The 13,786-nt window shown below is 64.4% G+C and carries 12 protein-coding genes and 1 rRNA gene; all 13 read left to right on the top strand.

The features are described 5' to 3' along the window. Positions 1–77, top strand: a 5S ribosomal RNA gene (gene rrf / locus VGE27_RS19595); the annotation flags it as partial. A 280-nt stretch (positions 78–357) separates the two neighbouring features. Continuing rightward, on the top strand, positions 358–534 hold the full coding sequence (locus VGE27_RS19225; RefSeq protein ID WP_331051297.1) for a hypothetical protein: 177 nt from the start codon (positions 358–360) through the stop codon (positions 532–534). A 50-nt stretch (positions 535–584) separates the two neighbouring features. Next, positions 585–1,535, top strand: coding sequence for a PorV/PorQ family protein (locus tag VGE27_RS19220; protein ID WP_331051296.1), 951 nt, complete (start codon positions 585–587; stop codon positions 1,533–1,535). Positions 1,536–1,630: 95 nt separating this feature from the next. Beyond that, positions 1,631–2,611, top strand: coding sequence for a hypothetical protein (locus tag VGE27_RS19215; protein ID WP_331051295.1), 981 nt, complete (start codon positions 1,631–1,633; stop codon positions 2,609–2,611). A gap of 316 nt (positions 2,612–2,927) precedes the next feature. Next, positions 2,928–3,848 carry a diguanylate cyclase gene (locus VGE27_RS19210; RefSeq protein ID WP_331051294.1) on the top strand — a complete coding sequence of 307 codons (921 nt, stop codon included), beginning with the start codon at positions 2,928–2,930 and terminating at the stop codon, positions 3,846–3,848. After that, positions 3,845–4,732 (top strand): zinc-ribbon domain-containing protein, encoded by an 888-nt coding sequence (locus tag VGE27_RS19205; RefSeq protein ID WP_331051293.1) that lies wholly within the window; start codon positions 3,845–3,847, stop codon positions 4,730–4,732. The genes VGE27_RS19210 and VGE27_RS19205 overlap by 4 nt, the downstream gene beginning before the upstream one ends. A gap of 151 nt (positions 4,733–4,883) precedes the next feature. Beyond that, positions 4,884–6,009 (top strand): peptide chain release factor 2 gene (gene prfB / locus VGE27_RS19200; protein WP_331051292.1). Its coding sequence is split into 2 segments (ribosomal slippage): positions 4,884–4,946 and positions 4,948–6,009, totalling 1,125 coding nucleotides; the frame shifts between segments, so codons are not numbered across the junction. Between the two features lie 80 nt (positions 6,010–6,089). Then, complete coding sequence (gene lysS / locus VGE27_RS19195; protein WP_414653596.1) at positions 6,090–7,556, top strand: lysine--tRNA ligase; 1,467 nt, start codon at positions 6,090–6,092, stop codon at positions 7,554–7,556. A gap of 25 nt (positions 7,557–7,581) precedes the next feature. Continuing rightward, complete coding sequence (locus VGE27_RS19190; protein ID WP_331051290.1) at positions 7,582–8,832, top strand: ABC transporter permease; 1,251 nt, start codon at positions 7,582–7,584, stop codon at positions 8,830–8,832. Continuing rightward, entirely contained in the window at positions 8,825–9,559 is a 735-nt protein-coding gene (locus tag VGE27_RS19185; protein WP_331051289.1) for an ABC transporter ATP-binding protein, read from the top strand. The genes VGE27_RS19190 and VGE27_RS19185 overlap by 8 nt, the downstream gene beginning before the upstream one ends. After that, positions 9,559–10,047 (top strand): UvrB/UvrC motif-containing protein, encoded by a 489-nt coding sequence (locus VGE27_RS19180; protein WP_331051288.1) that lies wholly within the window; start codon positions 9,559–9,561, stop codon positions 10,045–10,047. Before VGE27_RS19185 ends, VGE27_RS19180 begins: the two co-directional genes overlap by 1 nt. After that, positions 10,044–11,144, top strand: coding sequence for a protein arginine kinase (locus tag VGE27_RS19175; protein ID WP_331051287.1), 1,101 nt, complete (start codon positions 10,044–10,046; stop codon positions 11,142–11,144). Before VGE27_RS19180 ends, VGE27_RS19175 begins: the two co-directional genes overlap by 4 nt. Before the next feature lie 28 nt (positions 11,145–11,172). Further along, on the top strand, positions 11,173–13,680 hold the full coding sequence (locus tag VGE27_RS19170) for an ATP-dependent Clp protease ATP-binding subunit (RefSeq protein WP_331051286.1): 2,508 nt from the start codon (positions 11,173–11,175) through the stop codon (positions 13,678–13,680). The last annotated feature ends 106 nt before the right edge of the window (positions 13,681–13,786 follow it).

Below are 13,786 nucleotides of genomic sequence, written 5' to 3'. Positions count from 1 at the left end.
CGAACACGGTCGTCAAGCCTGATAGCGCCGATGGTACTCCGGGCGAGAGCTCGCGGGAGAGTAGGCCGTTGCCGGCACCTTTTGAAGCCCCCGTCACACTGGACTCCGTCCACGTGGCGGGGGCTTCGTTATTGCACCCCTGTCGTTGCGGCACCGTGTGCGGAGCCGCGTATTGACGCGACGCACCGCAAAGTGAAGTGCGAAGTAGTGCGAAGTGATGTACCGCAGTGATGTACCGCATCGTGTCGTTGGAATCACCGGAGAGGGCACACTGACCATCGAGGAGTTTCCCGAATGGAGTGCGACGCAGTACATTCGGGCAGTCCTGCAGTCGAACGAGACAGCCAGAAGCGTATCGTGAGCGAAGCAAACGGGCACCAGATCATTCCTCAGCAAACGGAAGCGCACCATTGCGGTGATCGCTTTTCAGGATATCCAGTGCGCCTGACCCTCCGCGATCCGGAGGTGACCGATCGCGGTAATCGTGTCGCCATCAGTGGCATCGGTTACGGCGAGCCCGCCCTTTCCGCGTGAGATCCGACCACCTGTCAACACGTGCAACGCGGTTCCAGCGTCTGGCGGCGATGTGGTGCGCCGTCTTGCTGCTGCCGTGGCTCGTATCCGCAAAGGCGTCCGCACAGGCCAGCGGCGCCCTGTTCCTGCTCACGCCTCTTGGCGCGCGAGCGGTTGCACAGGGCGATGCTGTCGCTGCAGACACCGTAATGGGCACCGAAGCGATGTGGTGGAATCCCGCGCTGCTCGCGCGTTTGCCGAAGCGTGAGATCGCGGTGCATCACTCCACGAGCTTTGCGTCCAACAACGACATGGTCGCGTTGGCGATGCCATCAAAGGTCCTCGGGACATTGGCTGTCTCGGGTCTCATCGTCGACTACGGCAGTTCGGATGCGACGGATGCGAACGGATTTCCCCTGGGTGGCCAGGTGGGCGTGTACAACTACCAGTTGGCCGCATCGTATGCGTCGCCTGTTGGGCGTCGGCTCAGCGCCGGCGTGACGTACAAGTACATCGTCTTCCGGCGCGCATGCTCCGGCAATTGTGGCGACAATGCCGAGAACTTCTCCGGCAAGTCGAGCGCCGTGGATCTTGGAGTGCACTATGTGCTGCCGACTAGGCTGCCCGTTTCGATTGGAGCATCGCTACGGAATGTCGGGCCCGGACTGCAGGTGCGCGATGCAGAGCAAGCCGATCCGCTCCCGCGCACGTTGCAGGTCGGCGCTCGCGTCGATATCCCGATTGCCGCGCTCAAGCGGAACAATGCGGCACTGGAAGCCTCTGCAGATGTCTTCTCCTCGGATTCCAAGATCACGACCGGTATGGGCCTGTCTCTCGGATATCGGAAGATGGCTTTCTTGCATGCTGGCTATCGAGGACAGTTGGAACTGGGCGGAGGTCCGTCCATTGGCTTCGGTTTTCGCCAGGGTGCATTTGGCCTTGATGTGGCACGGCGTTTCGAACAGTTCTCCAGCGGCTTTTCGCAGCCACCCACATACGTGATGATTCGGGCGCGGTTTTGACGTCCACGCTCATGCTCAAGCGAGTGCAACATGCTGACTGTGGGGGCCCGCGAGTCGCTCAGTCGTCGCGACTGCGCTCCCGTCTGCATGGACGGATGTGGATCGCGGGTCTGGCGGCTGTTGGCCTGGCGATCGGCCCGCTGTGGCGTCCCGTGCTCGCGCAGGAGCAGGGTGAGAGCCTGGTTGTTCGCCCGGTGGCCTTGGGGACCCACCAGACCCAACGTGCCTCGTTACCAGTCCAGGGTGACAACCCGCGTGTTGTCCGCCACGAACAGGCGATGCTGTCCAGCGCCGAGCGTGCACTCGCGGTCAGTGCGCTGCAGCCACCACCACGAACCGCTCCCTGGTGGGCGCCGGTGGCCTCGGTCGCTCTTCCAGGCGCGGGGCAGTTTGTCCTCCGGCAGCAGCGGAGCGCAGCATATGCGGTCGCCGAAGGCTATCTGATCCTGCAGTACCTCGCGGCGCGTCGAGATGGCAATCGCGAACGTGAGACCTACCGCCAGATCGCAGTGGATGTCGCCAGACGGCAGTTCGGCGGCGACTTTCCGGTCGGCGCGTGGGAGTACTACGAGCGCATGGAGAAATTCCAGGAGAGCGGCGCGTACAATCGCAATCCCGGAGGCCCGCTCACGCCGGAGACTGACGAGACCACGTTCAATGGGAATCGCTGGAAGTTCGCGCGCGAGACCTATTGGCGTGATCCCAACGTCGAGCCATCGCGCAACAGCAGCGAGTACCAGAATGCGATTGCGTTCTACGAGCGGACGGCCGTACGCGACGATTTCCGTTGGAGCTGGCGTGACGCGAGGCTGGAGCAGGATCAGTACAAGGAGACCATCAACGGCGCGAACCGCAGCTACCAGCGTGCGGTGAACTACGCCGGTGTACTCCTGGTGAACCACCTCACAGCCCTCATCGACGCCTATGTCAGTGTTAGGCTGCGGCGCTACGGCAGCGCAGGCAGTGGCGGGCTGCAGGTGCAGAAGGTCGAAGCCCGCTACGAGCCGATCGGCGACCCGCTCCTCGGGCAGGGACAATGGCGGGCGAGCCTGCAAGTCGGCCGCGGTCCGCGCTGAGGGCCAGGCAAAGGATGGGCGAGACGAGGGCCTGAGTCTCGACGATCACGCACGCCGGCCAGCGATGTGACGCCCCGCACATCGTGCCGATCCCCCGAAGTGGATCGTCCATAGGTTGAGGCGTCATGTCTCCGGGCCACGTCGGCACCGGAGACTTGGACGCCGTCCCCTTGGGCACGACCACCGGATGATCACTACCACCATCGAGCAGAGCGGGATGCAACTGTCCCCGGGGCACGCCGACCCGGCGTGGCTCGCTGCATGGTGGACGCAGTTTGGCGGTCCGCGGCTCGGCACGTCGGATCCCGATGTGGTGGTGCAGACCGCGCTCAAGGAACGGCCACGCTTCATCGTGCTCGATGCACGACCTGCGTCTAAGGGGCCGGATGTCGCCGATGATTGGACCGCGCGGGCTATCGCCGTCTGTGCCCGTCTCAAGCGGGATGCGTACACCGGTATTGTCCCGGTGCTGCTCATCGTACCGGCCGATGCGTTTGCTGACGCGTTCAAAGCCGGTGCGGACGAGGTGTTGCGCAGTGATGTGCCGGAAGTCGAGGCGATCGCCCGCCTGTCGGCCATGCTGCGACGCAGCGACCGCGATACGGACGTTCACCCGTCGACCCGCCTGCCCGGGGCCCGGGAGATCAGTGCCGAGCTGACCCGCCGGGTGGAATCCGGCGAGAAGTTCGCGGCCTGCTACGCCGATCTCGACCACTTCAAGGAATTCAACGATCGCTATGGTTATCACCATGGCGACGAGGTGATCCGCTTGCTCGCGCGGATCCTGCACGACGTGGTAAAGGGGCTGTGCGGAGGGGAGGGATTTGTCGGCCACATCGGCGGCGATGACTTCCTCTGCACGATCCCCTTGGCCGCCGTTCCGCGCGTGTGCGATGAAATCGTGCATGTTTTCGACGAACTGATCCCGTGGCAGTATTCCGAGCAGGACCGCCGTGTTGGATATTTCTTCGGGAAGGATCGCCGTGGCCAGCTGCATCGCGTTCCGCTGATGACTTTGTCAGTGGGCGTGGTGACCAATCAGCGACGCCACTTCACGCGGGCAATCGAGGTCAGCGAGCTGGCGACGGAAATGAAGAGCTACGCAAAGACACTTCCGGGATCGGTCTGGGCAGTGGATCGTCGGCGCGACGAAGGCGCGCCCACCACGGTCGACGGATCGGCAGAACATGATCGTATGGTGCGCGAATCGGCGCGTTCGGCAGGAGGCGCATCGTGACCGTCTCGTGCCCTGAATGCCAGTCGGTGTTCCGCGTGGATCCGGCGAAGGTGCCGGCCACGGGCGTGCGTGCACGCTGCTCGGTGTGCGGTGGTATCATCGCGATCGCGGGCGGTACACTGCCTGTGTCCGTCACGCCCGCCGCGACGTCAGCAATCGCCGCCGCGTCGCCGGCGTCCGTCGCTCCACGGCCTGCGATCGCTGCGATCGCTGCGACCGCACCGGCGGCGCCAACACCGCGTCAGGTCACGCCGCTGCAGGTGCCCTCGGTGCCCGCTGCGGCCATGCCTGCGCCGGCAGTGCCGGGTGCCATGCCGGGTCGTCAGACACCACTGCGCTCCACACCGCTTCGGGTCACGCCCTTGCGGAGCGCTGCCGTGACGCCGGCCATCGGGGGGCAGGCTGTGCCCGCATCAGCGCAGCTGTCAGCGCCACCGGTGGTCCCGGCTCCGGCAGCCGGGCACCCCTTACCCAGCAGCGCTGGTCGCCCGGCGCAGGTTGGTACGCCCGGCAGAGGCGTGTTCCCCATCGGGACCCCGTCCGTTGGCGCGGCGCGCCAACGGGGAACACCGGCCGTTGGAGCTGCTCCTGTGCAGGGCACCCCCGCGGAAGGGAAGCGGCCGATCAATCCCTTCCTCCGCACCGACCCCGCACAGCGGGCGCGCCGCCTCGCCCGGGCGCTGGTGTCTGATCTGGTGGCCTACCACCCGCAGAAGCGGGAGGACGGGCTACGTGATGCCAATCTCCGTCAGCTGTTCCGCGAGGAAATCAAGAAGAGCTACGAGGAGTATGTCGAACAGGTGGGACGCGAGACCGCGGAAAGCGCGCCGCACTTCCAGGACGCGCTGAACGACATCCTGTCCGGCGGGCGCCGCATCTTCTGACGGGCCTGAGGCGGGGATGCGCAGGTGGTGCATGACTGTTCCCGCGTCCCGCGACTCGATAACTTTCCTCCCTCGGATGATGGTGGCGCAGTAAGACCCGTGGGGCCGCTTTCCGGTGCGGAAGGCGGCTCTCGTCGTATGTGGAGGATGGATGCAGGACGGTGAACGCCTGAAGGTGCTGTCGCGGTCGGAAGAACGACTCGCGGACATGCGGAGGTATCTTTGACGTCGAGTCCAAGCGCTCGACGCTGAATGCGTACGAAGAGGAGATGTCCGATCCGGCTTTCTGGAATGACCAGGAGCACGCACGGGACATCGTCCAGCAGGTGAAGGTTCTCAAGGGGTGGGTCGAGCCGTCCGACAACCTGCAGTCGCGCATCGAGAGCGCGCGCGAGTTGGATGAGCTCCTCACGCTCGAGCCGGACAAGGCGATGAATGCCGACCTCGATTCGGAAGTGGAGCGCATCCTCACCGAACTCGAAGCGTTCGAGCTCAAGTCCCTGTTGCGCGGCAATGACGATTTCCGCGATGCGCAGCTCGAGATTTCGGCGGGCGCCGGCGGCACCGAGGCGCAGGACTGGGCTTCGATGCTCTTTCGTCTCTATACGCGCTGGGCCGAACGCAAAGGCTTCGAGCTCGAAGTGCTCGATCTCAGCGAAGGCGAAGAAGCGGGCATCAAGGGCGCCGTGCTCGAAATCAAGGGACAGTATGCGTACGGCTTTCTGCGCCCGGAGTCGGGGGTGCATCGCCTTGTGCGCATCTCTCCGTTCGACTCGCAGGCACGTCGGCACACCAGCTTTGCCTCGGTGTTCGTGTATCCCGTGGTGAACGAAGAGATCAACATCGAGATTCGCGAAGAAGATCTGCGCATCGATGTGTACCGCGCTTCGGGCGCTGGTGGTCAGCACGTCAACAAGACGTCGTCCGCGGTGCGCATCACGCACTTGCCCTCGGGCATCGTGTGTGCCTCGCAGCAGGAGCGCTCGCAGTTCAAGAACAAGGCGACGGCGATGAAGCAGCTGAAAAATCGCCTCTACCAGCTGGAAGCCGAGAAGCAGGCTGCCGTGAAGGCCGCCTTCGATGCGAACAAGCAGGATGTCACGTTCGGCAGCCAGATCCGCAGCTACGTCTTCCAACCGTATACGATGGTCAACGACCACCGCACCGAGCTCAAGATCGCCGATGTGCAGAAGGTGATGGACGGCGATATCGATCCCTTGATTCAGGCATACCTCAAGCAGGAGAGCATTGCCAGCAGCGAGGGAGGCCTGTCGTGAGCGAGGAACAGTTGCCGTCCGATGGCGGTGCGCTGAGCGGGGATGATGCGGGCGCGCAGAAGCAGGAGCTCAACTTCGTCATGAAGGCGCGGCGCGAGAAGCTCGACCGCCTGCGTGTGGCGGGTGTCGAACCCTTCGCCTACAGCTACGATCGGTCACACAGCTCCGTCGAGGCCATTGCCGCACTGGGTGATGCCGAAGAAGGTCCGGAGGTGTCGGTGGCTGGCCGCCTTGTGTCGTGGCGTGGGCAGGGCAAGACCGCGTTCGCGCACATTGTCGACATGGAAGGGCGCGTGCAGCTCTACTTTCGCCGCGACGACATGGGCGACGCGGTGTTCGCGCAGCTCGCCGAGTACGATCTCGGCGACTGGGTGGGCGCGCGTGGCACCATGATCCGCACGCGCACCGGCGAAGCGACGGTGAAGGTGGCGCAGGTCGAGCTGCTCTCCAAGTCGTTGCGGCCGCTGCCGCTGGGCAAGGAACAGATGGTGGACGGCCAGCTCGTGCGCTACTCGGCGTTCTCCGACACGGAGCAGCGCGCCCGTCAACGCTACGCCGACCTCGCCGTGCACCCTGAGGTGCGCGCCCTGTTCCGCGCACGCTCGGTGCTCACCCGCACGGTACGCAGTCATCTCGATGGGCTCGGCTATCTCGAAGTCGAGACGCCGGTGCTGCAGCCGCTGTACGGCGGCGCCGCGGCGCGGCCGTTCGTGACGCATCACAATGCACTCGACATGCCGCTGTATCTGCGCATCGCCGACGAGCTGTACCTCAAGCGCCTCATCGTGGGTGGCTTCGAGCGCGTGTACGAGATTGGCCACGACTTCCGCAACGAAGGCATCGACCGGACGCACAATCCGGAGTTCACGATGCTCGAGTTCTACGAGGCATTCGCCGACTACACGACCATGATGGGTCGTGTGGAAACGCTGATCGTCGCGGCGGCCGATGCGATCCGCAGCATTCCCGGTGTCGGCGAAAAGGTGCCGTCGTTTGTGACGCCGTTCCCGCGCATCGAGTGGGTGCCGTCGTTGTCGAAGGCCGCCGGTGTGGACGTCATGGCGGTGAGCGACGCCGAGCTGCGCGCATTGGCCGAGCGCATTGGGGTGCAGAAGGTGGGCACGCTGAGCCGGCCCAAGGTGCTTGATGAGATGTTCCAGGCCTTGGTGGAGTCCAAGATCGATCAGCCCACGTTCGTGCTCGACTATCCGAAGGAGCTCTCGCCGCTGGCCAAGCCCAAGCGCGGTGGCCCGGAGGGCATCACCGAGCGCTTCGAGTTGTTTGCGAAGGGCAAGGAACTGGCGAACGCGTTCTCCGAGCTGAACGATCCGATCGACCAGCGCGAACGGTTCGAGGCGCAGGCGCGCCTGCGCGATGCCGGTGATGATGAAGCCAGTGGCGTGGACGACGACTACCTGCGTGCGATGGAGTACGGCATGCCGCCGACGGGTGGCGTGGGTATCGGTATCGATCGGTTGTTCATGTACCTGACGGACACGCAGAACATCCGCGATGTGATCCTGTTCCCCACGATGCGCCCGGAGTGACGGGCGCCCGACCTGGAGACGCTCGGTGACCCGCCTCGAGCTTTCAATCGCCTGGCGCTACCTGCGCAGTCGTCGCGGGTCGCGTCTGTTGTCGCTCATCAGCGTGATCGCCATTGGCGGCGTGCTGGTGGGCGTGAGTGCGTTGATCGTCATCATGGGTGTGATGACGGGCATGCAGACCGACATGCGCGAGAAGATTCTGGTCGGCAGTCCGGATGTGCGTGTCTTGCCCTATGGCGACGACATGCGCATGACCAACTGGCAGCCGCTGCTGGAGAAGGTGCGTGCATTTCCCGGCGTGGTGACGGCGGCGCCGTTTGTGTCCACCCAGGGATTGGTGCGTAACCTGAGTGGTTACATGACCGGCACTGCCGTCGTGGGCATGGTTGGCCCGGACGAACCCGGCGTCGATGTCACCAGTATTCGCAAGCACGTGGTGTTGGGTGACTTCACATTGCAGCGCGAGGGCGTGTCTCTGCCTGGCGCGGCGTTGGGCAAGTTCCTCGCGTCCAAGCTCAATGCTTTTCCCGGTGACACCATCGTGTTGCTGGGTGCCGCGGGCCTCGACATGAACGCAGCTACCGGCGCCATTGTTCCGCGCGCGGACAGTGTGGTGGTGAGCGGTGTGTTCGAGACGGGCATGTACGAGTACGACGACGCCTATCTCTTTCTGCCACTGGCTGCGGCGCAGCGGTTTGCGGGACTTGGCGAAGATGTGACCGGCATCGAAGCACGTACCACCGATCGCTGGATCTCGCCGGCGGTGGCCGATTCGCTCGAGGTGTCGCTGAACGCCCCGGTGCGCGCGGTGGATTGGCAGGAGAACAATCGCTCGTTCTTTCAGGCACTCAAGCTCGAGAAGCTGGGGATGGGTGTGATCCTGCTGCTCATCGTGCTGGTGGCGGCGTTCAACATCGTGAGCACGCTCACGATGGTTGTCGTGGACAAGACACGGGAGATCGGCATTCTGCGTGCGATGGGGCTCAAGGCAGCGAGTGTGCGCCGGATCTTTCTCTTTCAGGGCATGGTCATCGGTGCCGTTGGCACTGGTGGTGGATTGCTCATCGGGCTGATCGTCGCCGTGCTGCTCGAGAAATACCGACTGATCACGCTCGACCCGTCGGTGTATTTCATCGATCACCTGCCGGTGCGCATCGAAGCACTGGATGTGGCGGCGGTGCTGGTCTCGAGCATGCTGGTGTCCACGCTGGCCACGCTGTATCCCGCGTCGCAGGCTGCCAAGCTCTATCCGGTCGAGGCCATCCGGCATGAGTGAGACGACGGCGGATCGCGAACTGGTTGTGGAAGCCGAGGGGTTGGTCAAGGAGTTCCGCGGTGGCGACGGCGGCATCATCCGCGTGCTCGACGAGGTCCGTCTCGATGTGCGGCGTGGTGAGATGGTGGCAATTGTCGGTTCGAGTGGCTCCGGTAAGAGCACTCTGCTGCACGTGCTCGGCGCGCTGGAGCGCCCGTCGGCGGGAAAAATCCGCCTCGCCGGTCAGGCCGTGGATGGACTGAGCGAACCGGCGCTCGACACGCTGCGGAACCGGAAGATCGGCTTCGTGTTTCAGTTCCATCACTTGCTGCGCGAGTTTTCGGCCGTCGAGAACGTGATGATGCCGCAACTCATCGCGGGCACCGACGAGAAGCAGGCGCGCGAGCGTGCAGCGTACCTGCTGGACCGGGTGGGGCTGGGATCACGCTTGCAGCACCGTCCGAGTGCCCTGTCGGGCGGTGAACAGCAGCGGACCGCGGTGGCACGCGCGCTGGCCACGGGGCCAGCCCTGTTGCTGGCGGACGAGCCCAGCGGGAACCTCGACTGGCACAACGCCGAGCGGCTCCATGACCTGTTTGCTGAGCTGGCGCGGGATCAGTCGCTCGGTCTGGTGGTCGTAACGCACAATCAGTCGCTGGCCGCGCGGGCGGACCGGGCACTATTGTTGGAAGGAGGACGACTGGTGACGCCGTCAGTCGACGCGGAAGGCCCCGAGACGGAGAGCTGATGTTGTGCGATAGCTGTCAGGAACGGGACGCGGTGGTGCATCTCACGCGCATCGTGGACAACGCGGTGACGCAGTTGCATTTGTGCGAGAAGTGCGCGGCGGCGAAGGGGGTGGAGACGACTCTGTCGGTGCCGCAGCATCCGCTCGGCGAGATCCTGCAGGCGGTGCAGCAGCAGGGCGGGGGGACAGCGGGCGAGGACGCCGCATCCTGCCGGTTCTGTGGTGCGACTGCGCGGGATTTCCGCGCGTCCGGGCGTCTGGGCTGCCCACATTGCTACGACGCGATGGAGCGCAGCCTGCGGGAGCTGCTGCGCCGTCTGCACGGTAGCTCGCGTCACGTCGGCAACCGATACGAGCCCCCAGTGGCCCATGTGCTGGAAAAGTCGGATTCGGTGCATGATCTGCGTGACCGATTGCGTCGCGCCGTGGACGCTGAACAGTTCGAGCTCGCGGCTGAGCTGCGGGATCGCATCCGGGTGTTGGAATGAGCGCGCCACGGCCTCCCCTCGACCTCTCGCTGCTGCCTGACGGGGGCGTGCGCTGGCTGGACGCGTCTGGCCCCTACGGTGACATCGTGATCTCCACGCGCATGCGGTTGGCGCGGAACGTGTCTGGGTATGCCTTTACGGCGCGCGCCCGGGACGGTGAGCGTCTGCGGATGTTGGCCCAGGTACGCGACGCGCTGACCGAGGTGCCCTCGCTGCAGGGCAGCATCCTGTTGCCGTTGGAGTCCATGCCGGTGGTGGAACGCCAGCTGCTGCACGAGCGGCATCTCGTGAGCAAAGAGCTGGCGGGCCTCGACCCGCAGAATCCCGTGCGCAGCGGAGCGGCGGTGATTCTGGGTGAGTCGGTAGGACTGCTGGTGAACGAGGAAGATCACCTGCGCCTGCAGGCACTCCGCTCGGGCTTCAACGTGCCCGATGCGTTTGCCGCGGTGCAGCGGCTCGACTGTGAGCTGGGCGCGCAGGTGCCCTATGCCTTTCACCGGGAATTCGGCTTTCTCACCGCCTGTCCCACGAACACGGGCACGGGGCTTCGGGCCTCGGTGCTAATTCATCTGCCGGGCCTCGTGCTGACCAAGGAGATCGGCAAGGTGCTCGCGGGGCTGCAGCAGATGGGGCTTACCTACCGCGGCCTGTACGGTGAAGGCAGCGAGGTGGTGGGGAATTTCTTCCAGCTCTCCAACCAGACGACGCTGGGACGATCCGAGGAGGAGTTGCAGGATCTCCTCGTGCGCGTCGTCCGACATGTGATCGAACGGGAGGAGGAGGCGCGTCGTGTTCTGGTGCGCGACGCGGGGTATATTATCGAGGACAAGCTCTGGCGCGCCTACGGGACGTTGCGGTATGCCCGCAGCCTCACGTTTGACGAAGCCATGAACTACCTGAGCGGCGTGCGCCTGGCGGTCGGCCTGAAACTGGTCACCGGGCTCAGTGTATACACACTCAACAAGCTCCTGATCTTTGCCCAGTCGGCGCACCTGTCTCATTTGGAGGGGCGGACGCTGACGGACACCGAGACGAACCTGGCCCGCGCGAAGTACGTGCGGCAGGTGCTCATGAGCGAAGGCGGCGGCGTCGAATGACCCGCATCTCAACGACCCTGAGGGGACGATGAACGGCTACAACTTCACCGAGCGGGTGCGGAAGGTCCTGGCCATGGCGCGCGAAGAGGCGGCGCGCCTGCACCACGAATACGTGGGCACCGAGCATATCCTGCTGGGGCTCATCCGCGAGGGTGAGGGGGTTGCGGCAGCAGTGCTGCAGAACCTCAACGTCGATCTCGACGACGTCACGCTGAAAATCGAGGAGACGGTCAAGAAGGGGAAGGCGGCGCAGGCCACCGGCCCGGACCTGCCGTACACGTCGCGCGCCAAGAAGGTGCTCGAGCTCGCGATGGCCGAAGCGCGCGATCTCAACCACAGCTACGTCGGCACCGAACACCTGCTCCTCGGCCTGCTGCGTGAGGAGAAGGGCATTGCCGCGCAGGTGCTGACGGATGCGGGCGTGAATCTCGAAGCGGCGCGCGCGGAGACCCTGCGCCTGCTCGGGACCGAGATGCCGCAGACGGGCGAAAAGCCACAGGCCGAAAAGGCCGGCACGGCGCCACCAGCAGCGGCTCCGGCCAAGGGCGACAAGAAGTCCAAGACGCCTGCCCTCGATCACTTCTGCCGCGATCTGACGCAACTGGCGTCGGAAGGCCAGCTCGATCCGACCATCGGTCGTGCCAAGGAAATCGAGCGCGTCATGGAAGTGCTGTCGCGCCGCAAGAAGAACAATCCGGTGCTCATCGGCGAGCCGGGTGTGGGCAAGACGGCCATCGTGGAAGGCCTCGCCCAACTCATCTCGGCCAACGACTGCCCTGATTCACTGCGTGATCACCGCGTGCTGTCGCTCGACATGGCGGCGGTCATTGCGGGCACGAAGTATCGTGGCCAGTTCGAAGAACGCCTCAAGGCGGTGATGAACGAGATCGCGCAGAACAAGCAGATCATCCTGTTCATCGACGAGTTGCACACGTTGGTGGGCGCCGGTGCTGCCGAAGGCGCGATCGATGCCAGCAACATGCTCAAGCCGGCGCTTGCGCGCGGTGAACTGCAGTGCGTGGGCGCGTCCACGCTCAACGAGTATCGCAAGTACATCGAGAAGGACGGTGCGCTCGAGCGGCGCTTCCAGACCGTCGTGGTCGATCCGCCGTCGATCGATGAGACCGTGCAGATCCTGCAGGGGCTCAAGAAGAAGTACGAGGATCACCACCGTGTGAACATCCCGGACGAGACGTTGCTGGCCGCGGCCAAGTTGTCGGAGCGCTACATCACCGACCGCTTCCTGCCGGACAAGGCCATCGACGTGATCGACGAAGCGGGCGCGCGCGCCCGTCTGGCGGCCCAGGTGCCGCCGGCGGAAGTGGCGGACCTCAAGGAACAGCTCGAGAAGATCAACGCCGAAAAGGAAGCGGCGGTTCGCGATCAGAATTTCGAGCGTGCGGCATCGCTGCGTGACAACGAGCGAGAGCTGCAGGCCGAGATTCGCCGCAAGCAGGAAGAGTGGGAACAGCGGCGTCAGTCGTTCCGCCCCACGCTGGGTGAGGAAGAGATTGCGTTCATCGTGAGCCGCTGGACGGGCATCCCCGTCACGCGCCTGCAGGAAGCGGAGACCTCGCGTCTGCTGCGCATGGAAGACGAGTTGCACAACTCGGTGGTCGGTCAGGATGAAGCCATCAAGGCGCTGGCTCGTTCCATTCGCCGTAGCCGGGCGGGTCTCAAGGATCCGCGTCGTCCGATCGGCTCCTTCATCTTCTCGGGGCCCACGGGCGTCGGTAAGACGGAGCTGGCGCGCGCGCTGGCCAAGTTCCTGTTCGCGGATACATCGGCGCTCATTCGCGTGGACATGAGCGAGTACATGGAGAAGTTCTCCGTGTCTCGACTCATCGGCGCACCGCCGGGCTACGTGGGGTATGAAGACTCTGGCACGTTGACCAAGGCAGTGCGGCGCAAGCCGTACAGCGTGGTGCTGCTCGACGAAATCGAGAAGGCGCACCCGGACGTGTTCAACATCCTGCTGCAGGTGCTCGATGAGGGTCACCTCACCGACAACTACGGCCGGGTGATCGACTTCAAGAACACGGTGGTGATCATGACGTCCAACGTGGGCGCCAAGGACATCACCAAGGGCAAGTCGCTGGGCTTCGCCACCAAGGATTCACGTGGGGATTTCGAGCGGATCGCCGAGAAGGTGAAGGAAGAGATGGGTCGGGTGTTCAACCCGGAGTTCCTGAACCGTCTCGATGATGTGATCGTGTTCCACCCCCTGGGCAAGGAGCACATCTCGCAGATCGTGTCCATCCTGTTCGCCGAGGTGCAGAAGCGCCTGGCGGAAGAAGAGCTCACGATCCGCCTGACGTCTGAAGCCATCGAGTTTCTGGTGGACCACGGGCATGACGAGCACTTTGGTGCCCGTCCGCTCAAGCGGGCCATCCAGCGGTATATCGAGGATCCACTTTCGGAGAAGATCCTCACCGGTGAGTTCTCGCGTGGGGACGAGATCGAGGTGGCGGTGTCGTCTACCGAGAAGGAGAAGCTGGAATTCCGTGTCCTGACGCCTACCCCGCAGGCGTCCTGACCGTCGGCCTGGGGGCAGGGGGCAAAAGTCCTCCGCGCTCAGGCAACGGTGGAAGCTGGTGATGTGTCGAACGGCCGGACCCTTGGGTCCGGCCGTTTGCCGTGGT

This window comes from Gemmatimonas sp. (genome assembly GCF_036405635.1).
GTDB lineage: Bacteria > Gemmatimonadota > Gemmatimonadetes > Gemmatimonadales > Gemmatimonadaceae > Gemmatimonas.
Note: the sequence above shows the minus strand (reverse complement) of the source record. Positions and strands in the feature narration are given on the sequence as shown.